Genomic DNA, 24,843 nt, shown 5'->3' with positions numbered 1-24,843 from the left:
GTCCCCCAAACCCTGTAGACGCTTTTCCCGATAATCGGGCGGGGAGCAACTGCTCGGGAGGGGAGCGCAAAAGGGAGGACCGGACCGGCGCGCGCCGACCCGGTCCTCCCTTCCCGCCTCGGCCGGGCCGGCTCACACGAAGTGGAAACCGGTGTCGGTCTTGAGCAGGTGCGCCATGTCGAGCCCCTCGAGCAGGACCGAGCTGCCCGAGTCGATGGTCACGAGCACGCCGTCGTGATCCTGCGCCACCGTCGCGACCTTGCCGCCCTTCAGCAGCCCGGCGAGATCGAGCGTGTCGCCCGCGCCGAAGTCGGTGATCGTGGCATGACCGGCCTTGGTGAAGACGAATTTGTCGTTGCCGCCGCCGCCGGTGAGGATGTCGTCGCCGCCCATGCCGTTGAGCACGTTGTTGCCGCTGTTGCCGATCAGCGTGTTGGCCTGGCTGTTGCCGGTGGCGTTGATGTTGGCGGTGCCGGTCAGCGCCAGCGTCTCGACGAAGGTGCCCGCGAGATTGTAGCTCACCGAGGCGTAGACGGTGTCGTTGCCCTGCGCCTTGCCCTGCAACTCCACCACCTTGTCGCCGACATTGTCGACATAATAGATGTCGTCACCGGCGCCGCCGGTCATCACATCGGCACCACCGCGACCGTCCAGCACGTTGTTGCCGGCGTTGCCGAACAGCGAGTCGGCGCCGTCGCTGCCGAAGCCCGAGAGATCGGCCTTGCCCGTGAGGCGCAGCGTCTCGACGTTGGTGCCGGCGAGGTCGAAATTGACCGAGGCGTAGACGGTGTCGTTCCCCTCGCCGGCATTCTCGACGACCTGGTCGCCGACGTGATCGACGTAGTAGGTGTCGTTGCCGAGCCCGCCGACCATCAGGTCGGCGCCCGCCTTGCCGTCGAGCACGTTATTGCCCGCGTTGCCGTACAGGGCATTGTCCTGGCTGTTGCCGGTGGCGGTGAGGTCGGCGATGCCGGTGAGGTGGAGCGACTCGACGAAGGTGCCGGCGAGATTGTAGCTCACCGAGGCGTAGATCGTGTCGTCGCCCTCGTACTGCGCCTCGATCACCTTGTCGCCGACGTTGTCGACGTAATAGGTGTCGTTGCCGAGCCCGCCCGCCATCGTGTCGGCGCCGGCGCGGCCGTCGATCACGTTGTTCCCGTCATTGCCCGTGATCTTGTCGACGCCCGCGCTGCCATAGGCCTTCAGGTCGGCGGTGCCGGTGAGGCGCAGCGCCTCGACGTTGAGCCCCGCCATGTCGAAGTCGATCGATGCCTCGACGGTGTCATAGCCCTCGCCGGCTTTCTCGATCACCTTGTCGCCGACATTGTCGACGCGGTAGGTGTCATCCCCGGCGCCGCCGGTCATCTTGTCGGCGCCGGTGCCGCCGTCGAGCAGGTCGTTGCCCGCGCCGCCGTTGAGCACGTCATCGCCGGCGCGGCCGTGCAGGAAATCGTTGCCCGCGCCGCCCGAGAGCGTGTCGTTGCCGGCATGGCCGATCAGCATGTCGACACCGCTGCCGCCGCTGCGGTTCACCACCGTCGTGTCGTTGGCGAAGGGGTCGATGCCCTGGCCGAAGATCGCCTGGAACACCTTGCCCGCGTTCGGATACTGGCCGTCGGAGAGGCGGCCCTTGAAGTCGGCGTTCGAGTTCCAGTAATTCTGGTAGGTGATGTTGTGGTCCTCGAACCACTGTGCCGCCATCTCGATGAAGGCGCCCGACGTGTCCGAGTTGACGCCCCACTCGCCGATCGCGGTGGGCTTGCCGTGTGCGTCGGCGAAATCCTGCTGCCACTGCAGGCCGTAGGGCTGATTGACGAAATAGTTGAACGCCGCGACCGGGTCCTTGGGATCCCACTGCGTGTTATAGTAGAAGTCGAGTCCGATCACGTCGACGTACTTGTCGCCCGGGTAGACCGAAGCGACGTCCATGCCCTGGCTGCCGATGTTGGGCGTCCACTCGAACACGAATTTGTCCGAGACCGAGCGGAAGGTGTCGACGAACTGCTGGAACGCGCCGACATAGGCCTTCTCGTGGCCGTTGGCGGACCAGGGGAACCAGCCGTTGCCGTTCATTTCCCAGCCCAGCCGGATATGGATCTTGTCGTCGTCGGCGCCGATCGCCGCCATATCCTTGGCGAGCGTGCGATAATTGTTGTTGTACTGGCCCTTCGCCGCATTCTCCAGGGTCGCGCCCCAAGGGATGAGGCCGATCGACCATTTGATATCGACGTCGGCCCCGGCGACCTGCTGCGCGATCCACTTCGGCGACTCGTTGAAGTCCCACCAGCTGCCGAAGCCGCCGACCAGCTGGATCGCGTCGAGATGGCTGTTCAGCCAGGCCGCGTTCTGCGTGACCGAGTTCATGCTATTGTCGATGTAAACGGAGTTCTGCATTGTCGTCGCCCAATCCAGAGGTGATCTGATGGAGCGGCTATTACGGGACGAGCATGGAAAGCTTCGTCACCGAACGAGGTTAAATGGAATTTACTAGTGAACGAACGTCAATCTTTTTCGGCTCTGCTTCGTGACATGAGCGCAATGGTGCGTGCTGATCCAGGTGGCGGATGCCCCGTCCAGCGAAGCTGCTGCCCAAGCCGAGCTACCGCGCCGGCAAGCCGATCTATGCCGCCAGCGCTCGCCCCGCGCGCTAGCCCTCGCCGCTCGCGTGACCAGGACCGTATGACCGACCTCACCATCCTCTACGAGCATCCGCAGTGGTTCCGCCCGCTGTTCGCCGCGCTCGATCGTCGCGGCATCGGCTATGACGCGGTCCACGCCGACGGCCTCGCCTTCGACCCCGCCGGCGCGGCGCCCTCGCCGCTGGTGTTCAACCGGATCGCGATGTCGAGCTTCCTGCGCGCGGCCGAGCATCCGATCTTCCACGCCGCGGCGGCGCTGGCGCACTGGGAGTCGCGCGGCGCGCGCGTGCTCAACGGCGCCGGCGCGCTGGCGATCGACTCGTCCAAGGCGCGCCAACTCTCGCTGATCGCCGGGCTGGGGCTTGCCATCCCCGCCACGCGAGTCGTCCACCGCGCCGCCGACCTGCCGGCCGCCGCGGCGGATCTGCGCTTCCCGATCGTGGTCAAGGCGAACATCGGTGGCTCAGGCGCGGGGATCGCGCGCTACGACGACGCCGGCGCGCTCGCCGCCGCGGTGGCGGAGGGCAGTGTGCCCGACAGCATCGACCGGGTGCTGCTCGCGCAGGAATATGCGCCGACGCGCGGCGGCACGATCACGCGCGTCGAGACGCTCGGCGGGCGCTATCTCTACGCCATCGCGGTCGACGGCGGCGGCGGCTTCGACCTGTGCCCCGCGGACGCCTGCGCGGTTCCCGGCCGCCCGAGCGTGACGATGACGCGCGTCGAGCCCGACGCCGCCACGATCGCCGCGGCCGAGGCGATCGTACAGCGTGCGGGCATCGACGTCGGCGGGGTCGAGCTGCTGGTCGACGACCGCGACGGGACGTCGCGCTTCTACGACATCAACGCGCTCTCCAACTTCGTCGCCGACCCGCTCACCGTGCTGGGCTGGGACCCGCACGAGCGGCTGGTCGACTGGCTGGCCGAGCGGCTGCTAGAGGCACGCGCGTGAGATACGGTTATTGGACTCCCGTCTTCGGCGGCTGGCTGCGCAACGTACCCGACGAGGATATGGCCGCGACCTGGGAATATACGCGCGATCTCACCCGGAACGCCGAGCGCTGGGGCTATGACCTCACCCTGATCGCCGAGCTCAACCTCAACGACATCAAGGGCATCGACCAGCCCGCGCTCGACGCCTGGTCGACCGCCGCGGCGCTGGCGGCGCTGACCGAGACGATCGAGCTGATGGTCGCGGTCCGCCCCAACTTCCATCACCCGGCGCTGTTCGCCAAAGCGGCGGCGAACATCGACCGGATCGCGGGCGGGCGGCTCGCGCTCAACGTCGTGTCGAGCTGGTGGGCCGACGAGGCGCGGCAGTACGGCCTCCAGTTCGACCAGCACGACGACCGCTACGCGCGCACCAGCGAGTGGCTGCGCGTGGTCGACGGGCTGTGGACCGAGGAGCGCTTCAGCTTCGCGGGCGACTTCTACCGCACCGAGGAGGCGATCTGCGCGCCCAAGCCGCTCAAGCGCCCGATCGTCTATGCCGGCGGCGAGAGCGAGAAGGCCAAGGCAATGATCGCGGCGCAGTGCGACGCCTATGTCATGCACGGCGACCCCGCCGCCGCGATCGCGCCCAAGATCGCGGACATGCGCGCGCGCCGCGCGGCCGCGGGCGGCCCGCCGATGCAGTACGGCATGGCGGCCTATGCGATCGTGCGCGACAGCGAGGCCGAGGCCAAGCGCGAGCTGGAGCGGATCACCACCGTCGCCGAGCTGCCCGCGGGCTACGCCAATTTCGACCAGTGGCTGTCGGGCACGCAGCTGGAACGCGAGCTCAAGCTGCAGGAATATGCGGTATCCAACCGCGGTTTGCGCCCTAACTTGGTCGGCACGCCCGAGCAGCTCAAGGAGCGGATCGCCGAATATGAGGCGGCCGGGCTCGACCTGCTGCTGCTCCAGATGAGCCCGCAGGCGGAGGAGATGGAGCGTTTCGCCGCGCAGGTGATGGGCACCGCATGATCGCGCTGGAGCGTGTCTCCAAGACCTTCCCCGACGGCACGCTCGCGCTCGACGAGGTGACGCTGGAGGTGCCGCGCGGCTCGGTGTTCGGCGTGATCGGTCGCTCGGGCGCGGGCAAGTCGACGCTCCTGCGGCTGCTCAACGGGCTGGAGCGCGCGAGCGCGGGCGAGGTGCGCGTCGACGGCGCGGCTCTGTCGACGCTCGACGCCGCCGGGCTGCGCGCATTGCGGCGGCGCGTCGGCATGATCTTCCAGTCGTTTGGGCTGCTCGCCAACCGCACCGCCGCGGGCAACGTCGCGCTCCCGCTCGCGCTCGCCGGCGTGCCCCGTGCCGAGCAGGACGGGCGTGTCGCCGCGCTGCTCGCGCGCGTCGGGCTGGCGGACAAGGCCGGCGTCTATCCGGCGCGGCTCTCGGGCGGGCAGCGCCAGCGCGTCGGCATCGCGCGCGCGCTCGCCACCCGGCCCGACATCCTGCTGTGCGACGAGGCGACCAGCGCGCTCGATCCCGAGACGACTCGCTCGGTGCTGGCGCTGCTGGGCGAGCTCAACCGCGAGCTCGGGCTGACGATCGTGCTGATCACGCACGAGCTCTCGGTGGTGCGCGCGATCTGCGACCATGTTGCGGTGATCGACCGCGGTCGCGTGGTGGAGAGCGGCGCGACCGAGGCGGTGCTCGGCGACGCGCGCCACGCCGCCACGCTGGCGCTGCTGGGCGAGGCGGCGTGAGCGGCTGGTTCGGCAACGTGGTGTGGGGCGACATCGCGGTCGCGACGCGTGACACGCTGGTGATGCTCGGCGCCTCGCTCGCGCTGACGATCGTGCTTGGCGTGCCGCTCGGCGTGCTGCTGTTCCTCACCGATCGCGGCCAGCTGGCCGAGCGGCGCTGGCTCAACCGCGCCGCCGGCGTGGTGGTCAACGTGCTGCGCTCGATCCCCTTCGTGATCCTGCTGATCGTGATGATCCCGCTGACCTTGCTGCTGGTCGGCACCTCGCTCGGCGTCGCCGGCGCGATCCCGCCGCTGGTGGTCGGCGCGGCGCCCTTCTACGCGCGGCTGGTCGAGCAGGCGCTGCGCGACATCCCGCGCGCCACCATCGAGGCGGCGCAGGCGATGGGGGCGACGCGCTGGCAGATCGTCACGCGCGCGCTGCTGCCCGAGGCGCTGCCCGGGCTCGTCTCGGGCGCGACCGTCACCGCGGTGGCGCTGGTCTCGTTCACCGCGATGGCGGGGGTGGTCGGCGCCGGCGGGCTCGGCGATCTCGCGATCCGCTACGGCTATCAGCGCTTCCAGACCGACGTGATGCTCGTCACCGTCGCGCTGCTGGTGGCGCTGGTGCAGCTTCTCCAATGGGGCGGCGACGCGCTGGCGCGCCGGCTCGACCACCGCTGAGGACCGACATGATCCACCGCCGCTTGCTGCTCTCCACGCTTCCCGCGCTGCTGCTCGCCGCCTGCGGCGGGGGCGGAAGCGGGAATGGGGGCAAGGGCGACGGCGCGACGCTCACCGTCGCCGCGACCGCGGTGCCGCATGCCGAGATCCTCGCGCAGGTGAAGCCGGTGCTGGCGAAGGAAGGCGTCGACCTCGATGTGCGGGTGTTCAACGACTATGTCCAGCCGAACCTCCAGGTCGACCAGGGGCAGATCGACGTCAATTTCTTCGAGACCAAGCCGTATCTCGACCAGTTCAACCGCGAGCGCGGGACCAAGCTGGTGCCGATCGCGGGCGTGCATGTCGAGCCGCTCGGCGCTTATTCGCGTCGCTGGAAGACGCTGGCGCAGTTGCCGCAGGGCGCCAGCGTGGCGATCCCCAACGAGCCGAGCAACGGCGGACGCGCGCTCCAGCTGCTCCAGAAGGCGGGACTGATCCGGTTGAGGAACCCCGCCGACCCGCTCGCCACGATCCGCGACGTCGCGAGCAATCCCAAGGCGCTGCAGTTCCGCGAGCTGGAGGCGGCGACGCTGCCGCGCGTGCTGGGCGAGGTGGACCTGGCGATGATCAACACCAATTACGCGCTCGACGCCAAGCTCAACCCGGTGCGCGACGCGCTCGCGATCGAGGACAAGGACTCGCCCTACGTCAATTACCTCGTCGGCCGCCCCGGCAGCGCCGACGACCCGCGCGTACGCAAGCTGGTGGCGGCGCTCCGCAGCCCGGCGACGAAGGCGTTCATCGAGACGACCTACAAAGGCGCGGTGCTGCCGGCGTTCTGAGCGGGTCAGTTCGCTCCGTCACTTCACCGTCGTTCCCGCGCAGGCGGAAATCGAGACGCGCCGCCGGCGCGGCTTATGAGCCCAGCGCGTCTGGATCCCCGCTTGTGCGGGGATGCCGGAGGTGGTGAGGGGCCGACCCTTCGTCGACGAACGGGCTGTTCGAGGCCGAGCGGGTCCGCCCGCTCTCCCCGCCGCCTCAGATCACGTCGCCGGCGTAGAACAGGATGCCGATGCTGCTCGCCAGCAGGAAGGCGAGGTAGATCAGCCCGCCGCGGATCTTCACGCCCGATTTGCCGAAGCTCTGGTCACCGTGGTCGTCGTGCCGCATGGTCGCTCTCCCGTGCCGGTTCGGCATCGTAACCCGCTGAAAGCGCTAATGATCCGTCTCACGCGCGGCGACGCGCAGCAGCAGGTAGCCGGCCGCGCCCGACAGCAGCGAGCCCGTCAGCACGCCCAGCTTGGCCTCGGCCTGGAGCAGCGGCGCGCCGGCGAAGGCGAGCAGCGTGATGAAGATGCTCATCGTGAAGCCGATCCCGCACAGCAGAGCGACGCCGAGCAGCTGCAACCAGCCGGCATGCGCCGGCAGCTCGGCCCAGCGCAGTCGCACCGCGAGCGCGGCGAAGCCGAACACGCCCGCCACCTTGCCGAGCAGCAGCCCCGCCGCCACCCCCAGCGTCACCGGGGCGGCGAGCGCGCCGGCTGGCAGGCCGAGCACCGGCACCGCGGCGTTGGCGAGCGCGAACAGCGGCAGGATGACGAAGGCGACCGGCGCGTGCAGCCGGTGCTCGAGCCGGCAGAGCGGGCTGCCCTCGCGCCCGTCCTGCGCCGGTATGGTGAAGGCCAGCATCACGCCCGCGAGCGTCGCGTGGACGCCCGAGCGCAGCACCAGCCACCACAGCAAGACGCCGAGCAGCAGATACGGGGTGAGCCGGGTCACGCCCGCGCGGTTGAGCAGCGTCAGCACGACCAGCACCGCGCCCGCCGCGACGAGGTAAGGCAGCGCCAGTGCACCGGTGTAGAACAGCGCGATGATCACCACCGCGCCGAGATCGTCGATGATCGCCAGCGCGGCGAGGAAGACGCGCAGTGAGGCGGGGACGCGCTCCCCGAGCAGCGCGATGACGCCGAGCGCGAAGGCGATGTCCGTCGCCGCCGGGATCGCCCAGCCCTGCGTCGCGCCGCCGCGGTTGATCGCGAGGTAGAGCAGCGCGGGCGCCGCCATCCCGCCCGCGGCGGCGATGCCCGGCAGCAGCCGGCGTGACCAGGAGGCGAGCTGGCCGTGCAGCGTCTCGCGCTTGATCTCGAGCCCGACGAGCAGGAAGAACACCGCCATCAGCGCGTCGTTGATCCAGGCTTCCAGCGTGAGCGGTCCGACGTCGCCGTGGAGCAGCGCGGCATAACCGGGTCCGAGCGGCGAGTTCGCGAGCAGCAGCGCGAGCAGGGCGGCGGCGATCAGCACCGCGCCGCCGGCGGCCTGGCCGGTGAGGAAGCGGCGCAGCGCGCTGGCGCGCGACCGGGGCGGGTGGTTCGGCTGGGTGATGGCGCGGACTCCGGGCAGGCGTCGACGCGCTGGCGGCCCGACCAGCGCGAGAACCTGCCCGCGCTGGAGCAGCGCGGACACCCGCGGCGCGTATCGCATCGGGTATCCCCGGGGGCAAGGGCTAGCCGTGCTCCGGCGGACGCCGACGTTCAGGGTCGCGGGCGGGACGGCGGTGGCGCTGGGCTCCTGCATGCGCGGGAGCCCGCCCGGTGGTGCCGACGAGTAGGCCGGGCGTCATCCGCTCGCCGCCTCCCCTTTCCGTCATCCCGGATCCCCCGACACGCTCGGGAGAGCCTTGGTCCGGGATCAACCGCGCCGCACGCTCTCCGGCCGGCGTGTGCGCGGGATGGTGGACCCTGAGACGAGCCCTGGATGACGGCGGTGGCGCTGGTTGACTTGGCGATGCTTGCCGCCCACCGCTCAGGCGATCGCGGACACCGGCGGCTTTCCCGCCAGCCAGGCGTCGAGGTTGGCGAGCACCAGCGCCTCCATCGCCGCGCGGGCCTCGCGCGTCGCGCTGCCCTGATGCGGTGCCAGCACCACCTGCGGCAGCGCGCGCAGCGCCGCGGGCACGCGCGGCTCGTCGGCGAAGACGTCGAGCCCCGCGCCCGCGATCACGCCGCGCTCCAGCGCGCTCACCAGCGCCGCCTCGTCGACCAGGCTGCCGCGCGCGACGTTGACCAGCACGCCGCCCGCGCCGAGCGCGTCCAGCACCGCGGCGTCGACCGCGCGCTCGGTCGCTGCACCCCCCGGCGCGGCGAGGATCAGCACGTCGCACGCCGCCGCCAGCGCGGTGATGTCGGGCAGCCGCTGATAGGGCACGTCCTTGGCCGAACGCGCGCAATAGCCGATCCAGCCGGCGAAGGGCGCGGCGCGCGTCGCGATCGCACGGCCGATCTGCCCCAGGCCGAAGATGCCGACTCGCCGCCCCGTCGCGCGCCGCGCCAGTGGTACGCTCCAGCCCCCGTCGCGCACCGCGCGGTCGTTCGCCACCACCGCGCGTTCCGCCGCCAGCCACAGGGCGAGCGCGAGATCGGCGACGTCGTCGGTCAGCACCTCGGGCGTGATGGTCACGCGCACGCCGCGCGCGCGCGCCGCGTTGAGGTCGACGCCGTCGTGGCCGACGCCATGGATCGCGACGATCTCGAGCGCGGGCAGCCGGTCGCAGTCAGCCGCCCCCCAGCGCAGCGAGCCGCCGCCGACGACGGCACGCGTCGTCGCCGGCGCGGTGCCGCGGTGGAGCGTGAAGCGCGCCGCCAGCGCAGCCTCGAGCGCGGCGGACTGGGGCTGGGCAAGGAAGAGGTCGGGTCTGGCCATGGATCAGCGATAGACGGGATTGGTCCGGCACGCATCGTGTTCCTGCGCACGCGGGGATCCAGGGTGGCAGGGCGACCTGCCCGTGGGTCCGGGCTCCGGCGTTCGCAGGAGTCCCCTGGCGGTTCGTACGGCCACCACGTCGAGCGGTATCTTTGCCGCCGCTGTAGCGCTAACGCGAACGGCCCATGATCTCCGCTCTCTACCGTGATCCAGCCGAGCTGCCCGCGCCGCTGCGCTTCCTCGCCGGGGGCGGGCGCGCGACCGAGCTGATCCTTGCGCGCGACTGGACCGATCACCCGCTCGGCACGCCGGCCAATTGGCCCGAGGCGCTCAAGGCGACGCTGAGCACCGTGCTCAACTCGCCCGAGTCCATGATCCTCTGCTGGGGGGCGGAAGAGCTCACCTTCTTCTTCAACGAAACCTATTTCCCGCTGCTCGGGCCGCGTCTGGCCTGGGCGATGGGGGCGCCGTTCCGCACCGTCTGGGCGGACGCCTGGGCGCAGGCGAAGCCGATCATCGACGACGCCTTCGCCGGGCGCAGCCAGCGCTTCACCGACCTGCCGTGGAAGCTCGACACCGACCGCGGCCAGTCCGACACCTGGTTCACCTTCTCCTACTCGCGCGTGCTCGACTCGAGCGGTGGGGTGGCGGGCCTGTTTATCTTCACCAACGAGACCACCGAGCGCGTGCTGAGCGACGCCGCGCTGCGCCAGAGCGAGGAGCGGCTGCGGCTGGTGATCGAGGGCGCGCGCGACCACGTCATCTTCACCACCGACGCGGGCGGGGTGATCACCAGCTGGTCGGCGGGGGCGGAGGCGGTGCTCGGCTGGACGCCGGAGGAGGCGGTGGGTCAGCCCGCCGCGATGATCTTCACGCCCGAGGACCGCGCCGCGGGGGCCGACGTGCGCGAGATCACCGGCGCCGCGCGCGACGGCTGCGCGCCCGACGAGCGCTGGCACCTGCGCCGCGACGGCACGCGGGTGTTCCTCAACGGCTCGGTCCACCCGCTGCCCGCCGATGCGCAGGGGCAGGAGCGCGGTTTCATCAAGATCGCACGCGACGAGACCGCGCGCTGGCAGGCGCAGCAGGAGCTCGAGCGGCTCAACGCCACGCTCGAGCAGGAGGTCGCGGCGCGCACCGCCGACCGCAACCGGCTGTGGCAATTGTCGTCGGACATCATGCTCGTCGCCGGCTTCGACGGCACGATCGAGGCGGTCAATCCGGCGTGGACGCGGGTGTTGGGGTGGGCCGAGTTCGAGCTGCTCGGCCGCCCGATCTTCGCCTTCGTCCACCCCGACGACCTCGACGAGACGCGCGCCGCGGCGGCGGGGATCGGCGCCGGACAGGCGTTCGCGCGCTTCGACAACCGCTACCGCCACCGCGACGGCAGCTACCGCGACCTCGTCTGGGCGGCGGGGCCGGGCGACGGCAAGATCATTGCGGTCGGCCGCGACGCCACCGAGGAGAAGGCGCAGACCGCCGCGCTGGCGCTCGCCGAGGGACAGCTGCGCCAGGCGCAGAAGATGGAGGCCGTCGGCCAGCTCACCGGAGGGCTGGCGCACGATTTCAACAATCTGCTCACGGGCGTGATGGGCAATCTGGAGCTGGTGCAGGCGCGGCTGGCGCGCGGGCGGCACGACGACCTTGAGCGTTTTGTCCTCGCCGCGCAGGGTGCCAGCCGCCGCGCCGCGTCGCTGACCCAGCGGCTGCTGGCCTTCTCGCGCCGCCAGACGCTCGACCCGCGCCCGACCGACGTCAACCGGCTGATCGCGGGGATGGAGGAGCTGCTGCAGCGCTCGATCGGCCCGACCAGCGCGATCGAGGTGATCGCTGCGCCCGGGCTGTGGACCGCGATGATCGACGCCACCCAGCTGGAGAGCGCGATCCTGAACCTCGCCATCAACGCGCGCGACGCCATGCCCGACGCCGGCCGCGTGACGATCGCGACGGCCAATCGCTGGATCGACGAGTCGGATGCGCGCGAGCTCGAGCTGGAGCCGGGACCCTATCTCAGCGTCGCGGTGAGCGACACCGGCACCGGCATGGCGCCCGAGACGGTGGAGCGCGCGTTCGAGCCTTTCTTCACCACCAAGCCGATCGGCCAGGGGACGGGCCTGGGGCTGTCGATGATCTACGGCTTCGCGCGCCAGTCGGGCGGGCAGGTGCGCATCGACTCCGCGCTGGGCGCGGGCACCACGATCACCATCTATCTGCCGCGCCACGCCGGTGCCGCTCTCGGTGGTGAGGAGGAGGGCGTGGAAGACGCCGCCGCGGCGGTGCGCAGCGCGACCGTGCTGGTGGTCGACGACGAGACCACGATCCGCCACCTGATCGACGAGGTGCTCGAGGAGGCGGGCTATACGGTGATTGGGGCCGCCGACGGCGCGGCCGGGCTGAAGGTGCTCGGCTCGGACGCGCCGATCGACCTGCTGATCACCGACGTCGGCCTGCCCGGCGGGCTCAACGGCCGCCAGGTGGCCGATGCGGCGCGCGCGCTGCGCCCCGGGCTGAAGGTGCTGTTCGTGACGGGCTATGCCGAGAATGTCGCGGTCGGCGGGGGGCATCTCGAGCCCGGCATGGAGCTGCTGACCAAACCCTTCACGATGCACGCGCTCACCGCCAAGGTAGCGGAGATGCTGGGCGCAACCGGCTGAGCGTCCGGCACGGCGCCGGACGGCCGCTCGCTCATATCGGGTAGCGACGCGGCGGGCGCGGGGTTGATCCGCGGCGCGACAGGCGTAAGGGCGACCGCGTCGCGCGCTCCCGTGCGACTCGGAGAAACGCGCACCGATGCCCCGATCTAGTCCCTTGTCCGACGACGGAGACAGTCGAAGCACCCGCTTCGCCGTCACCGCACGTCAGCGCACGGGTCCGTCGGTGGCTCGCGAGGTCGGCACGCGCTGACCTGAGCCGACCGCCGCCGGGTCCCGTCACCGGAACCCCGATGGAGGTCGCCATGACCCGATATGACCCGCGCGCCGTCGTGCGTGCGCCTGAACTCGACCTGTCTTCATCGCACGATCAGCGTGCTCCTGCGCACGCAGGAACCCAGCGCCGCGAGCCCGATCCCGGCGACCTTGAATCTCGGCGTTCGCGGGACCCCTGCAAAACCTTCCGTCATCCCGGACTTGGTCCGGGATCCACTGTGCCGCAGACAGCCGGTGCGTTGCTCTCGCGGAAGCGTGGATCCCGGAACAAGTCAGGAATGACGGAAGTGGGGGAGCGTTGCGCGGCTCTTGCAAGAGTGTCGCCTTTGCCGGATCATGGCCCGGGCGGGACCGATCCAGCTTTCGTCACCCTCAACAAGGACCAGCGCCTGCTCGCCCTTCGCGCCGCCGCGCGCGGGTGCGCGATCCGCGCCGCGCTCGCCGCCGCGCCACTCCACCGCGCCCGGCTGCTGCGCGCGATGGTGGCGGCGCGCCGCCGCGTCGCCTGACAGGATCGCCCGTGCTGTCCCGTCCGCTCGGCCGCACCGCCCCGCCGCTGGGAGCGCGTCGTATCGCACTCGGCTGGCCCGATCTCGCGCTCTTCGCGCTGCTCGCCGGCCTCGGCGCCGCGGTGGCCGCGGGCGCGCACGACGCGGTCGAGCCGCTCCGCCGGCTCCAGCTCGAGCCGATCACGCTCGATCCGCGCGCTCTGCCCTATTACGCGCTGCTCACCACGCTGCGGCTGTTCGCGGCGCTGGCGGCCTCGCTGGTGTTCAGCGTCGTGGTCGCCACCGCCGCCGCCAAGAGCCGCCGCGCCGAGCTGGTGATCGTCCCCGCGCTCGACATCCTCCAGTCGGTGCCGGTGCTGGGCTTCCTCACCTTCACCGTCACCGCCTTCATGGGGCTGTTCCCGGGCAGTCGGCTCGGCGTGGAATGCGCCGCAGTCTTCGCGATCTTCACCAGCCAGGCGTGGAACATCGCACTGAGCCTCTACCAGTCGTTGCGCCAGGTGCCCGACGACCTCGCCGAGGTGGCGCGCGGCTTCGGCCTGTCTCCGCTGCGCCGGCTGCTGCGGGTCGAGCTGCCCTTCGCCGCGCCGGGGCTGGTGTGGAACGCGATGCTGTCGATGTCGGGCGGCTGGTTCTTCGTCGTCGCCTCGGAGGCGATCAGCGTCGGGCGGACGCAGGTGATGCTGCCCGGCGTCGGCTCATGGCTGGGGCTGGCGATCGAGCGGCGCGATCTCGGCGCGGTGGCGCTGGCGGTGGCGACCATGGCGGCGGTGATCCTGCTGTACGACCAGCTCGTGTTCCGCCCCGCGATCGCCTGGGCCGATCGCTTCCGCGTCGAGCAGACCGCCAGCGTGGCGCCGCCGCGTTCCTGGCTGTTCGAGCTGCTGCGGCGCGCGCGGCTGCTGCCCGCACTGGTGAAGCCGTGGCGCGCCGTGGCGGGGGCGATGCTGCTGCTCGACCCAGCCCCGAGCGCTGCCGCCCAGCACCGCACGTTCGGCACGCGCGAGGACGCGGGGAAGCGAGCGGCGCGGTCGCAGCGGGTCTGGCAGGTGGCGGTCGCGCTCGCCGCGGCGGGCGCGGCGCTGCTCGCCGCGCGCTACCTGGCGGCGCGGCTGAGCCCGAGCGACGCTTGTCTAGTGCTGCGGCTCGCCTTCTACACGCTGGTGCGCGTGGCGGTGCTGATCGTCGCGGCGAGTCTCGTCTGGGTACCCATCGGCGTGTGGATCGGGCTGCGCCCCCGCTGGACCGCGCGCGCGCAGCCGGTCGCGCAATTCCTCGCGGCCTTCCCCGCCAACGTGCTGTTCCCGGTCGCGGTGGTGCTGATCGTGCGCTGGCACGCGAACCCGGACATCTGGCTCACCCCGCTGATCGGGCTCGGCACGCAATGGTACATCCTGTTCAACGTCATCGCCGGTGCCAGCGCGATCCCGAGCGACCTGCGCGAGGCGGCGCGGCTGTTCGGCCTCAGCGGCTGGGCATGGTGGCGGCGGCTGATCCTGCCCGCGATCTTCCCGTATTACGTCACCGGCGCGCTGACCGCGAGCGGCGGCTCGTGGAACGCCAGCATCGTCGCCGAGGCGGTGAGCTGGGGCTCCACGCGGCTCACCGCGGCGGGGCTGGGCAGCTATATCGCCGAGGCGACCGCGGCGGGGGACGAAGCGCGCGTGCTGCTCGGCATCCTCGTGATGTCCGCGCTGGTGATCGCGATCAACCGGGCGCTGTTCCGCCCGCTCTACCGGCTGGCCGAGCGCCGGCTGCGGCTGTCGTGAAGGAGGCGCGCATGGCGCAGCACAACCCACCGCTCGTCACCGTCGAGGCCTTGAGCCACCGCTACGGCGGGAGCGAGGGGCCGCCGATCCTCGACGACGTGGCGCTGACGGTGCACGAGCGCGAGGTGGTGGCGCTGCTCGGCCGCTCGGGCTCGGGCAAGTCGACGCTGCTGCGCTCGATCGCCGGGCTGGTGACGCCCGACGCGGGGACGCTGCGCTTCACCCCCGGCGCGGACGGGCGCGCGCGCTCGGTGGCGATGGTGTTCCAGTCGTTCGCGCTGATGCCGTGGCTGACCGTGCTGCAGAACGTCGAGCTCGGGCTGGAGGCGAAGAAGGTACCAGCGGCCGAGCGGCGCCGGCGCGCGCTCGCTGCGATCGATCTCATTGGGCTCGACGGCTTCGAGAACGCCTTCCCGCGCGAGCTGTCGGGCGGCATGCGCCAGCGCGTCGGGTTGGCGCGGGCGCTCGTGGTGGAGCCGTCGCTGCTGCTGATGGACGAGCCCTTCTCCGCGCTCGACGTGCTCACCGCCGAGACGCTGCGCAGCGACCTGATCGAGTGGTGGGGCGACGGGCGGCTCGGCATCGCCGCGGTGCTGATCGTCACGCACAATATCGAGGAGGCGGTGCTGATGAGCGACCGCGTGCTGGTGCTCTCCTCCAATCCCGGCCGGATCGTCGCCGAGTTCCGCGTCGGCCTGCCGCAGCCGCGCGACCGGCTCGATCCCGCCTTCCGCGACCTGGTCGAGCGGATCTACGCGCGCATGACCCAGCGCGTTGTGCCCGCGGCGGAGGAGGCGCACGCGCCGGCGCCGGCGCTCGGCCGTCCGCTCGCGCCCGTCTCGGTCACCGCGCTCGCCGGACTGATCGAGGAGGTGGAGGCGGCGCCGTTCGACGGGCGGGCGCCGCTCGCGGAGCTGGGCGACACGCTCCAGCTCGAGGTCGACGAGCTGTTCCCGATCGTCGAGACGCTGCAGCAGCTCGGCTTCGTCACGCTGGCGGAGGGTGAGGTAGCGCTCACCGCGGCGGGCGCGGGATTCGCGCAGGAAGACGTCGACCAGCGCAAGGCGATGTTCCGCGCCGCGCTGCTCGGCCATGTGCCGCTGGCCGGGGCGATCCGCGCCGCGCTCGACGCGCGCACGGGCCACCAGGTGCCGGCGCGGCTCTTCCGCGAGGAGCTGGAGGAGGCGCTCTCGCCCGACTTCGCCGAGGACACGCTGCGCGCGGTGACCGAATGGGGCCGCTACGCCGAGCTGTTCGCCTATGACGAGGCGGGCGACCTGTTCACGCTGGACGATCCGGGCTGAGGTACGGCGCATAGCCGGGCTTGGCGGGCGGCAAGATAAGGCACGCTCTCGCGCGACAAGGCCGTGCGCCGCCTTCCTAAGAGACGCTGACGTGCCGCGCCGCGCGTCAAGGGGATAGCAGCGTCGCGGCCTCGTCGAGGGTTCGATCATGCCGTCCGTCTCTTCCCGCCTGTCCGTCGCCGCCGCGCTCGCCGCCATCACCAGCCCGGCGCTGGCGCAGCAGGCCGCCGACGCGCCCGCCCAGGCGGCGGACGTGGTGGTCACCGGCTCGCGCGACCCGAACGTGACGGCGGGCCAGAGCGCGAGCCCGATCACGATCGTCTCGGATGCCGCGCTGCGCTCGATCGGGCTGCCCGACCTGCGCGACTCGCTCGTGCAGCTGGTGCCGTCGCTGTCGCGCCCGCTGCACGGGCTCGATCAGGCCTCTTTGGTCGACTCGATCAGCCTGCGCGGGCTCACCGCGGACCAGACCCTGGTGCTGGTCAACGGCAAGCGCCGCCACCCGACCGCGGCGGTGGTGCTCGATCCCGGCCCGCAGCAGGGCACCGCGCCGGTCGACCTCGACCTGCTCCCCGCCGCGGCGATCGCCCGCGTGGAAGTGCTCGAGGACGGCGCCGCCGCGCAATATGGCTCGGACGCGATCGCGGGAGTGATCAACCTGATCCTCCGCGACGACACCGCCAGCGAAGCGCGCGCGCTGGCGGGGCGAACCTATGCCGGCGACGGCGCATCGGGCACGCTGTCGGCCGGCGCGGGCGTGGCGCTGGGCGAGGGCGGGCACGCCCGCTGGACCGCCGAGCTGGTCCATCGCGACCGCACCGACCGCGAGGGCCGCGACACGCGCACGGGCCTGTACGACAATCCCGCGATCGGCGCGCCACGGACCGATCGGGCAGCGCTCGCGCTCGAGACCGACTACCGGCTCGGCGCGGCGACGCTGTACGGCGACGCCAGCTGGGCGCGCCGCGACGCGGGACGGCTCGCCTTTCGCCGGCTCGGCGACGTGCTCCCCGCGCTGTACCCGCGCGGCTTCCAGCCCGAGGAGACGATCGCCGAGCAGGACGCCGCCGCCACGATCGGCGCACGCGGCGGCGCGCGCGACGGCTGGCATTGGGACCTCAGCACGACGTACGGCAGCGACCGCATCGACCTGGGTCTGCGCGACACCGCCAATCTCGGGCTCTACGCCGCGACCGGCGCGACGCCGACCGCGGTGGCGATCGGGCGCTACCGGCTCGGGCAATGGACCAGCACGCTCGACCTGCGCCGACCGATCGCGCTGGCCTGGCTCGCCGCGCCGCTCCATCTCGCGCTGGGCGGGGAATATCGCCGCGAGACCTATGCGATCGATCCGGGCGAGCCGGCGGCCTATGTGCTCGGCGGGACGCAGGGCTATCAGGGGCTCTCGCCCGACAATCGCACGCGCGCTGATCGCTCGGTCGCTGCTGGCTATGCCGATCTGGAAGTGCCGCTCGCGCGCGCGTGGCGGCTCGACGCGGCGGGACGCTACGAACATTACAGCGATGCCGGCGAGACGCTGACGGGCAAGCTGGCGACGCGGCTCGCGCTCACGGACGCGATCGCGCTGCGGGCCAGCGCCGGGACCGGCTTCCGTGCGCCGACGCTGGCGCAGTCGCACTTCAGCAGCATCGTCGTCTCGCCCAGCTATGCCAACGCGCAGGTGGCGGTGACCTCCGCAGCGGCGCGCGCGCTCGGTGCCGCGCCGCTGCGCCCGGAGCGCTCGACGCATATCGGGGCGGGTGCGGTGGCGCACCTGCGCGACTCGCTCGACCTGACGCTCGACGGTTATCAGATCATCGTGCGCGATCGCATCGTCACCGGTGGCGCCTATACCGGCCGGACCGCGCTCGACGCGCTCGCGCTACAGGGGGTGACGCTGCCCGCCGGGCTGACGCCGGAGAGCACCGCGGTGCAATATTACGCCAACGGCGTGCGCACGCGGACGCGCGGCCTCGACCTGACGCTGCGCTACCACGCGGCGCTGGCGGGCGGCGCGACGCTCGACGCCGACCTGGCCGCGACCGCGGGGCGCACCGCGGTCACGCATGTCGGCCGCGACCAGCTCGGCCGCGCGCTGCTTGACGTGCAGGGTGTCGGCTATCTCACCACCGCCTATCCCGCGTCGCGCGTGATCGCCGGCGGCGCGGTGGCGACGTCGCGTTGGGACGTCACGCTGCACGAGCTCCGCTACGGCGCGACGCGCTCACAGCTGACCTACTATGCCGGCCCGGACGCCTTCTCGACCGAGCGCTTCCGAAATTTCACCAACGCGGCGCGCTGGGTGACCAACGTCGAGCTCGGCCTGCGTCTCGCCGGTTCGCTCCGCGCCGCGATCGGGGCGAGCAACCTGTTCGACGCGTATCCGTCGCGGCTGCCCGCGGCGAACTCGTACATCGGTGCGATGCGCTACGACCTGGCGAGCCAGCAGCTCGGGCAGGACGGCGGCTTCTACTACCTGCGGCTGCGGCTGGGTGCGTGAACCACGCGGCTCACTTCAGCAGCGCGTCGACCGCCTTGGCGTAGATCAGCGCGAGCTTGCCCTGGCCGCCCGCGCCGTTGGGGCCGCCGTCGGTGGGGTGGAGCCCGTCCTTGTAGAGCGTCTTGTCGAGCGGCGCGGTGTCGGGGCCCATCACGGGATCGGCGGCGAAGTCGATCACCGCGTCGATCTCATGCCCGACCGCGGCGCGGAGCTCGGCGTTGACGATCTGGCGACGCTCATTGTGGACGCTGGTATAGCGCGGCTGGTCGGGTATGTTGATCGGCAGCAGCGTGCCCACCGCCACCGTCACGCCCGCGGCCTTGAAGCGCGCGGTATAGCGGAACAGTTGCTCGAGCCAGGCGCGCGCACCGCCGGCAGCCTGGAGGTCGTTGGCGCCGATCAGCACGGTGAGCAGGCGCGGGTGGAGCGCGAGGTCGGCGTCGGCGCGTGCCTCCAGGTCGTTGACGCCCGAGCCGCCGACCGCCTTGCCGTAGAAGGTCACCTTGGGATGCGACGCGGCGTAGAGGCCGGTGTGACTGCCGCCCCAGAAGACCGAGATCGAGTCGCCCTCGGACAGCACGCCGCTGCCGCTCGCCGCCGGCGCGGCGGTGGCGCTCGGCGTGGCGGCGGGCGCGGGCTCGGCGGCCGCCGCCGAGTTCGGCATCGCGCTGGGCGACGCGCTCGGGGCGGGGGCGGGCGCGGGGGCGGCGATCGGTGTGGCCGCCGCGACCACAGCGACCGGTGCCGCGAGCGAGGCCGCCGCGGCGCTGCCACCGCCGCCGCCACACGCCGAGAGCGACGCGAAGGCGATCAGCGACGCGGCCCGGGTGAGGGGAAGGGGGCGCCGCAGCGGTCGGGTGCCAGCGGCCGGCGACATCGACGCGATCGTCATGGGGAAGCTCTCTCCTGCGCCGCACCGCGGCCATCGAACGCGTGGTTACCGGCTCGTGGTTGACAAGAAGTAAATGGTTCCCGTCGCCCCGGACCCGTTCCCGCCACGATGAGGCGCGACATCACTGTCCAGAAGTGGAGCAGATTGTACATTAAAGCAAATGTAAGCCGCGTCGTGCCAGGGTCGGCGGGGTGATAGGGATCGGTCGGGCCGGTGGACGGGATCGCTCGCGACTCCCTCACCCATGTTGGCGACTGCGGCGAGTGGGGGCGGGGACTTGGCGAGAGGTGACGGGGCGCCCGGCGCACCGATGGGACATATCGCACCGCTCGACGGCATTCGCGCCTGCGCGGTGGCGATCGTGATGCTGTCGCATGCCGGCCTCGATCGGATCGTACCCGGCGGGCTGGGCGTCTCCGCTTTCTTCTTCCTGTCCGGCTATCTCATCACCACGCTGATGCGGGTCGAGCAGACGCGCACCCAGGCGGTGAGCCTGCGCGGTTTCTACGCGCGGCGCGTGCTGCGGATCGTGCCGCCGATGTGGATCACGCTCGGTCTCGGGCTGCTGCTGGTGCTCGCCGGTGTGCTGCCGGCGAGCGGGGGCAACGGGCTCGATGGGCGCGGCCTGGCGGCGCAGTTCCTCTTCCTCAACAACTATACCGACAGCTTCGGGCTGAGCGGCGCGGTGCCGGGCATGCCGGTCTGGTCGCTGGCGGTGGAGGAACATTATTACCTCGCCTTCCCGCTGCTGTACGTCGCGGTGCTGCGGCGGTTGCCCAACGCGCGCGCGGCGCAGCTGTGCCTCGCGCTCTGCATGCTGGTGCTGCTGGTGCGGGGCGCGCATGCGCTCGCCGGCGACCCGCTCGACCCGCTCTATTTTTGGTCGCACACGCGGGTCGACAGCATCCTCGCCGGCTCCTGCCTCGCGCTCCACCGCAACCCGGTGCTCGACGGCGCCGCGGCGTGGCGGCCGCGGCGGCGCGAGACCTTGCTGGCGGCGGCGCTGCTGCTCGCCACGCTGGCAATCCGCAATGAGCTGTTCCGCCAGACGATCCGCTACTCGCTCCAGTCGCTCGCCTTCTTCGTCCTGTTCGCGGCGGTGCTGCAGTCGCGCGGCCGGGTGGCGCGCTGGCTGTCCTCGGCGCCAATGAAGCTGGTCGGCGACTATTCGTACAGCCTGTATCTCTCGCATCTGCTGCTGCTGACGCTGGTGATGGCGCTGACCGGCACCGCGAGCCGCGGTGCGGCGGCGCTGATCGCCTACCCGCTCGCCTTCGTCTACGCCGCGGCGATGTACCGCTGGGTCGACCAGCCGCTGGCGCGGGTGCGGCGCGCGCTTCACCGCGGCGGCTACCGACTGCGGCCGATAGCGGCGCGTACCGTGGTGGTGTGAGGGGAGCGATCCTTCCCACGAGGGGTAAGGACAAGGTGGCTTGAGCGCTCCCTCCCCTCTCACTTCGCCTTCTTCGCCGCCCCCGCGGGTACGACCAGCTTGACCACGTCGTCGGGCGCGTCGTGCAGCTTGAGGTAGAGCGCGCCCGCCACCGGGTGCGGCACCGCCAGCTCGCCGCCGACGAAGCCGAGCGGCACCGTCTGCGGCTTCTGGAAGCCGGCCTCGTCCGCTACCTGCGCGATCAGGAACAGCTCCTGGCCGTGCAGCGTGCAGGTCGCGCCCTCACAGCGCAGCTCGGTCAGCTCGGGGAGCCGCACCACGCGCGCCAGCGGCTGCCAGTCGCCGACCAGCTCGCCCTGCACCAGCCGCATCTTGAGCGGCCCCGTCGCCGCCGCGCCGAGCGCCTCGCGCGGGGTGAGGCTGGCGACCGCGACGTCGCTGCCGATCAGCTGGAGCTTGCCGCTCGCCACGCTGAGCTTGGCGCTGGCGCCGTCGTCGGCGGTCGCCACCTCGATCAGGTCGCCCGCGCTCAGCCGCGTGTTGACCGCGCGCGCCGAGAAGGTGAGCGTCGCCTCGGGTGCCAGCGCGAAGTCGGGCAGTTCGAGCGCGAGCCGGTCGGGCGCTGCGGGCGCGGCGACGCTGCGGCTGACCAGCTCGAGCCGCGGCCGCGGCGGCGTGATCGTGGCGCGCACTGCGGTGGTGCGCCCGTCCTTGAGCGTCACCTTGGCGTCGCTCGTCCCGGTCGGCACCGTCTCGGTATTGGCGTCGGTGGTGAGCGCGAGCCGGTCGCCGCCGCCCATGTCGCGCGACAGCGCGCCGGCGGTGAAGGTCAGCCCCGCCACCTCGAGTGACGCGACCTGGTCGAGCCGCGCGCCGACCAGCCGGCCCTCCTTGTCGCCGGTGTAGAGCGTGAAGCCTTCCAGCCGGCTCGCCTCGCTCTGGCCTTTGAGCGTCAGCTGCGCCGGCGCGCTGGCACCATAGTGCGACACCAGCACGGTCAGGTCGCCCGGGCGCGCGCGCTGGAGCGGCAGCGTCGCGCTGATCTCGTCGGGCGCGCTGGCCTTCCACTCGACCGGCTTGATCGTGCCCGAGCGGTCGCGCAGCGCGACCTGCTCGACGCAGGCGGCGGCGCCGCCGCGCAGCGTCAGCGGCGCGTCGCGGCCGACCACCACCGTGTCGTCGGGCTTGGGCTGCCACGCCGCCGGCGCGCCGTTCTGGAGCGGGAAGCGCGGGCCGGTGAAGCTGTCGAAGCCCCAGCGGCCGGTCAGCACCGCCTCGCCGATCGTGCTCGCGCCCAGCTTCTGCGCGTCGGGCCCGACCACGAGGCCGCCGCGCTCGGCGTCGGCCGTCACCGGCAGCTCCACCGTCCTGCCGTCCGCCAGCGCCAGCCGGAGCGTCAGCGCGCGCGCATAGTCGGTCGCGAACACCAAAGGCGCATCCTCCAGCGGCAGCACCAGGCCGGGCTTGGCGAGGCACACCGCGTCCTTGAGCGCCGCGCGCAGCGGCGGGGGCGGCGACGATCCGATCGGCGGCAGCGGCGCGACCAGCACCGACTTGGGGTTCTGGAACGACGGCGGCGTGTTGAGCTGGAGCCGCAGCCGCTCGTTCTGCCCCACCGCCAGCGCGGGGGCATATTGATAGTCGGCGCTGCGGAACACGCCGAACAGCCGCGCGAAGTCGCGTGCCAGCGAGATATAGGGGCTGAACTCGCCCGCGCCGCCCTCCTTGGTGGCGGCGAGGCTGTAGGCGAACTGCGTGGTGGTGCCGCCGATCACGTCGATCATCGAGGCCGCGCCGCCGCCGGTCTGGAGCACCATGCCGTCGCGGTTCTGCGTCAGGCAGGAGGCCTGGAGCGCGCGGCTGCGCGCGAGGCAGTCGGCGTTGAGCTTGATCCCGAGCGAGCCGGCGAGCGCGGTGGAGACCGGGACGAGCCGCTCGGGCGCGCTCTCCTCGACGCGCGCGACGCCGTTGACGAAGGTCTCCAGCCGGGCGCGGTCGAGCGAGGCCTGATAGAGGTCCTGCGCGGCGCGGACGAACACGCCGGGGCGGCCGCGCACCGCCTTGACCAACGCGTTATAGCCCCCGCCGGTCTCGGGCGCCATCAGCGCGATCGCCTGCTGCGCGCCTTCGGGCACCTTGACGCGGAGCGTGGCCTTCTTGGGGTTCCAGGTCTCGGCCTCGTAGAACCAGTTCTTGGGCGGCGGGTTGGTCGCGCCGCGCAGGAAGACGAGGACGAGCAGGTAGCGCGCCGCCTGGTCGGCGGGGAGGTCCGCCTTGAGCTCGAGCTGGTCGCCGACGCGCAAGGAGGGCACCTGGCCGATCGGCAGCGTCACCTTGTCGCGCGTCACCGCCATGGTCAGCGCCGGGCCGGCGAGGTCGAAGCTGTTGCCCTGCGCGCTCGCGGGGAGGGGCGACAGCACGAGCGAGGAGAGCGCCAGCAGCGCCAGCACGCGTTGAAGAAGAAGCCGCATCACCCCTCGCTATAGCCCAGCCGCGCGCGCCCGCGCCACCGCCGCCATGGGTGGCGCGCGATCTGGGCGAGGATGCGGCGGCGCGGTGGGGATGGTGGGGCGGGCGCGAATGGTGAGTCCTGTTGGAGCGAATGTTGCGAATGTTGAGTGGCCGGCGCGGTCGCGCATGGGTCGGGGCGGGGGCGGGGCGAAAACACGCCCGGCATGTCGCAGAATCGCCGAATGTAGGACAGTCGGAGGGGACGGAGCGCGCGCTAAAAGGGCGGCCGGGGCGTCGGCATGCCTGTTTGATACAGTGAAGTCACGCCCGAGGCGGAAGTGAGAGGCGACCGAGCGTCCTTCAGTTAGCTGGCCTTGGCACGTGGGTCCGAAAGCACTTTCGTGAGATCCTCGAGTAACTCCACGTAGAGGTGGTCGGTGTTCGCGATATCATCCTTCCACTCCTTTCGGGTCTGCGAGATAATGGCTCGCGATCGGTCGTCGCGCGCTTCATCGTCGCGGGAGCTGGAAGCGCTATCCGTCAGGACGGCGGTTAACGCTCTCTTCTGCCGACCGAAGGCCATGACCGCGCCGCGTGCTGCCGACACCCGTTCTGGTGTTGGTGCGGCCGCCGCTTCCTGTAGTGAGCCACGGGCGGCGGCCAACAGATCAGCGACAGGCGCTCGTATTTTCGTCCATCGATCGACCAGCCCCGCCAACCATCGCTGCGCCCCGGGATCGGCGATCGTGCCGCGATCTTCGAAGCAATCGGCGTAGCGCCAGAACAGTCCCTTATCGCTCGCGGGGCAATTGTTTTTCTCCATCGCCAAGGTCAATGCGGCTTCCGCATAGGCCTGGGCTGCTCTCGACTCGTCGCTACAATGCCAAAACCGACTAGCCCTGGGAGAACTCGCTTCAACGGCGCCGCTCCAACAGTGCGCGAGCGCGTTCGCTGCAGGCTTCGTGCGCTTGTTCTGGTCTGGAGCGAACGCGGCAATTTCGAGTGGCGCCAGGCGGCGCCACTCCTCAGGTGAGATGATGTAGGTCGTGCCGGTCCAATGCCGATATTGCGTCCGAAGCGTCAGCCTGCCGTCGTGATGGCGCTCGAGCTCGATGCCGGGGATCGGGAGGATGCCATAGGGATCGATCGGCAGGACGCGTCGGACGTCACGATCCCCGAAGATCATGTCGTCGATCGGGGTGAAGCCGTTCTCGACCATCAGGCGATGAGTAGCGTTCGAGTCCGGGTTCTGCGCAGCGGCAGGTCGATCGAGAAAGCCCGCCAACATAATCGCGCCAACTGCATGGAAGAGAGTTCGCATCGAAGAAACCTTGTTAGGGTCAGGACCCATTGATGTGAGCGTCGCGATCTGATTCAGGCTCTGCAAGGAGACCCGGATGAGCGACCTGTTTTGGCTGACGGACGATCA

18 protein-coding genes are annotated in these 24,843 nt (G+C 71.3%); 11 read left to right on the top strand and 7 right to left on the bottom strand.

Features of this window, described 5'->3' with window-relative positions; all coding sequences use genetic code 11:
• Positions 1-132 precede the first annotated feature (132 nt).
• Positions 133-2,364, bottom strand: a complete 2,232-nt coding sequence (locus tag FHY02_RS11425) for a glycosyl hydrolase (RefSeq protein ID WP_183922110.1) — start codon at positions 2,362-2,364, stop codon at positions 133-135.
• Between the two features lie 315 nt (positions 2,365-2,679).
• Here FHY02_RS11425 and FHY02_RS11420 point away from each other — a divergent pair, with 315 nt between their 5' ends.
• From FHY02_RS11420 to FHY02_RS11400, 5 genes are read left to right on the top strand one after another with little or no spacing between them, the layout of a single operon-like run.
• Positions 2,680-3,591, top strand: coding sequence for a RimK family alpha-L-glutamate ligase (locus FHY02_RS11420; RefSeq protein ID WP_183922107.1), 912 nt, complete (start codon positions 2,680-2,682; stop codon positions 3,589-3,591).
• Positions 3,588-4,604, top strand: coding sequence for an LLM class flavin-dependent oxidoreductase (locus FHY02_RS11415; RefSeq protein ID WP_183922105.1), 1,017 nt, complete (start codon positions 3,588-3,590; stop codon positions 4,602-4,604). The genes FHY02_RS11420 and FHY02_RS11415 overlap by 4 nt, the downstream gene beginning before the upstream one ends.
• Positions 4,601-5,329, top strand: coding sequence for a methionine ABC transporter ATP-binding protein (locus FHY02_RS11410; RefSeq protein WP_183922102.1), 729 nt, complete (start codon positions 4,601-4,603; stop codon positions 5,327-5,329). Before FHY02_RS11415 ends, FHY02_RS11410 begins: the two co-directional genes overlap by 4 nt.
• Positions 5,326-5,991, top strand: a complete 666-nt coding sequence (locus FHY02_RS11405; RefSeq protein ID WP_183922091.1) for a methionine ABC transporter permease — start codon at positions 5,326-5,328, stop codon at positions 5,989-5,991. Before FHY02_RS11410 ends, FHY02_RS11405 begins: the two co-directional genes overlap by 4 nt.
• A gap of 8 nt (positions 5,992-5,999) precedes the next feature.
• On the top strand, positions 6,000-6,812 hold the full coding sequence (locus tag FHY02_RS11400) for a MetQ/NlpA family ABC transporter substrate-binding protein (RefSeq protein ID WP_183922089.1): 813 nt from the start codon (positions 6,000-6,002) through the stop codon (positions 6,810-6,812).
• Between the two features lie 196 nt (positions 6,813-7,008).
• Here the strand turns inward: FHY02_RS11400 and FHY02_RS23005 are convergent, their stop codons facing one another.
• The 3 genes from FHY02_RS23005 to FHY02_RS11390 form a co-directional block, all read right to left on the bottom strand.
• Positions 7,009-7,140 (bottom strand): hypothetical protein, encoded by a 132-nt coding sequence (locus FHY02_RS23005; protein ID WP_260158640.1) that lies wholly within the window; start codon positions 7,138-7,140, stop codon positions 7,009-7,011.
• Between the two features lie 45 nt (positions 7,141-7,185).
• Positions 7,186-8,451, bottom strand: a complete 1,266-nt coding sequence (gene nhaA, locus FHY02_RS11395) for a Na+/H+ antiporter NhaA (protein WP_183922087.1) — start codon at positions 8,449-8,451, stop codon at positions 7,186-7,188.
• 321 nt (positions 8,452-8,772) lie between these two features.
• Positions 8,773-9,669, bottom strand: a complete 897-nt coding sequence (locus FHY02_RS11390; RefSeq protein ID WP_183922086.1) for an NAD(P)-dependent oxidoreductase — start codon at positions 9,667-9,669, stop codon at positions 8,773-8,775.
• 185 nt (positions 9,670-9,854) lie between these two features.
• Here FHY02_RS11390 and FHY02_RS11385 point away from each other — a divergent pair, with 185 nt between their 5' ends.
• The 5 genes from FHY02_RS11385 (at position 9,855) to FHY02_RS11365 (ending at position 18,678) form a co-directional block, all read left to right on the top strand.
• Positions 9,855-12,323, top strand: coding sequence for a PAS domain S-box protein (locus tag FHY02_RS11385; protein WP_183922084.1), 2,469 nt, complete (start codon positions 9,855-9,857; stop codon positions 12,321-12,323).
• A gap of 599 nt (positions 12,324-12,922) precedes the next feature.
• Positions 12,923-13,105, top strand: coding sequence for a hypothetical protein (locus tag FHY02_RS11380; RefSeq protein ID WP_183922082.1), 183 nt, complete (start codon positions 12,923-12,925; stop codon positions 13,103-13,105).
• 14 nt (positions 13,106-13,119) lie between these two features.
• The gene (locus FHY02_RS11375) at positions 13,120-14,874 is read left to right on the top strand and encodes an ABC transporter permease subunit (protein WP_221190027.1); all 1,755 of its coding nucleotides are present in this window, start codon (positions 13,120-13,122) and stop codon (positions 14,872-14,874) included.
• 11 nt (positions 14,875-14,885) lie between these two features.
• Entirely contained in the window at positions 14,886-16,178 is a 1,293-nt protein-coding gene (locus FHY02_RS11370; protein ID WP_183922078.1) for a nitrate/sulfonate/bicarbonate ABC transporter ATP-binding protein, read from the top strand.
• Positions 16,179-16,326: 148 nt separating this feature from the next.
• Positions 16,327-18,678: a TonB-dependent siderophore receptor gene (locus FHY02_RS11365; protein ID WP_183922076.1), complete on the top strand. Its 2,352-nt coding sequence runs from the start codon at positions 16,327-16,329 to the stop codon at positions 18,676-18,678.
• Between the two features lie 10 nt (positions 18,679-18,688).
• Here the strand turns inward: FHY02_RS11365 and FHY02_RS11360 are convergent, their stop codons facing one another.
• On the bottom strand, positions 18,689-19,570 hold the full coding sequence (locus tag FHY02_RS11360; RefSeq protein ID WP_183922075.1) for an SGNH/GDSL hydrolase family protein: 882 nt from the start codon (positions 19,568-19,570) through the stop codon (positions 18,689-18,691).
• Positions 19,571-19,880: 310 nt separating this feature from the next.
• Between FHY02_RS11360 and FHY02_RS11355 the strand changes: the two genes are divergently transcribed.
• On the top strand, positions 19,881-20,963 hold the full coding sequence (locus FHY02_RS11355; protein ID WP_183922073.1) for an acyltransferase: 1,083 nt from the start codon (positions 19,881-19,883) through the stop codon (positions 20,961-20,963).
• 59 nt (positions 20,964-21,022) lie between these two features.
• On the opposite strand, the gene FHY02_RS11350 is transcribed toward FHY02_RS11355, so the two are convergent.
• Both FHY02_RS11350 and FHY02_RS11345 read right to left on the bottom strand, forming a co-directional pair.
• Entirely contained in the window at positions 21,023-23,434 is a 2,412-nt protein-coding gene (locus tag FHY02_RS11350; RefSeq protein WP_183922071.1) for a hypothetical protein, read from the bottom strand.
• 344 nt (positions 23,435-23,778) lie between these two features.
• Complete coding sequence (locus FHY02_RS11345) at positions 23,779-24,735, bottom strand: hypothetical protein (protein ID WP_183922070.1); 957 nt, start codon at positions 24,733-24,735, stop codon at positions 23,779-23,781.
• Positions 24,736-24,843: the final 108 nt, after the last annotated feature.

Origin of the sequence: Sphingomonas sp. BK069 (assembly GCF_014193405.1) — a bacterium.
Lineage (GTDB): Bacteria > Pseudomonadota > Alphaproteobacteria > Sphingomonadales > Sphingomonadaceae > Sphingomonas.
This window is presented reverse-complemented; position numbering and strand designations above follow the sequence as displayed.

What these genes read in the sequence shown, in the direction of transcription:
- FHY02_RS11425 (WP_183922110.1), bottom strand. Translation starts at nt 2,364, where the DNA reads ATGAACTCGGTCACGCAGAACGCGGCCTGGCTGAACAGCCATCTCGAC.
- FHY02_RS11420 (WP_183922107.1), top strand. Translation starts at nt 2,680, where the DNA reads ATGACCGACCTCACCATCCTCTACGAGCATCCGCAGTGGTTCCGCCCG.
- FHY02_RS11410 (WP_183922102.1), top strand. Translation starts at nt 4,601, where the DNA reads ATGATCGCGCTGGAGCGTGTCTCCAAGACCTTCCCCGACGGCACGCTC.
- FHY02_RS11400 (WP_183922089.1), top strand. Translation starts at nt 6,000, where the DNA reads ATGATCCACCGCCGCTTGCTGCTCTCCACGCTTCCCGCGCTGCTGCTC.
- FHY02_RS23005 (WP_260158640.1), bottom strand. Translation starts at nt 7,140, where the DNA reads ATGCGGCACGACGACCACGGTGACCAGAGCTTCGGCAAATCGGGCGTG.
- nhaA (WP_183922087.1), bottom strand. Translation starts at nt 8,451, where the DNA reads ATGCGATACGCGCCGCGGGTGTCCGCGCTGCTCCAGCGCGGGCAGGTT.
- FHY02_RS11390 (WP_183922086.1), bottom strand. Translation starts at nt 9,669, where the DNA reads ATGGCCAGACCCGACCTCTTCCTTGCCCAGCCCCAGTCCGCCGCGCTC.
- FHY02_RS11385 (WP_183922084.1), top strand. Translation starts at nt 9,855, where the DNA reads ATGATCTCCGCTCTCTACCGTGATCCAGCCGAGCTGCCCGCGCCGCTG.
- FHY02_RS11370 (WP_183922078.1), top strand. Translation starts at nt 14,886, where the DNA reads ATGGCGCAGCACAACCCACCGCTCGTCACCGTCGAGGCCTTGAGCCAC.
- FHY02_RS11365 (WP_183922076.1), top strand. Translation starts at nt 16,327, where the DNA reads ATGCCGTCCGTCTCTTCCCGCCTGTCCGTCGCCGCCGCGCTCGCCGCC.
- FHY02_RS11360 (WP_183922075.1), bottom strand. Translation starts at nt 19,570, where the DNA reads ATGACGATCGCGTCGATGTCGCCGGCCGCTGGCACCCGACCGCTGCGG.
- FHY02_RS11355 (WP_183922073.1), top strand. Translation starts at nt 19,881, where the DNA reads ATGGGACATATCGCACCGCTCGACGGCATTCGCGCCTGCGCGGTGGCG.
- FHY02_RS11350 (WP_183922071.1), bottom strand. Translation starts at nt 23,434, where the DNA reads ATGCGGCTTCTTCTTCAACGCGTGCTGGCGCTGCTGGCGCTCTCCTCG.
- FHY02_RS11345 (WP_183922070.1), bottom strand. Translation starts at nt 24,735, where the DNA reads ATGCGAACTCTCTTCCATGCAGTTGGCGCGATTATGTTGGCGGGCTTT.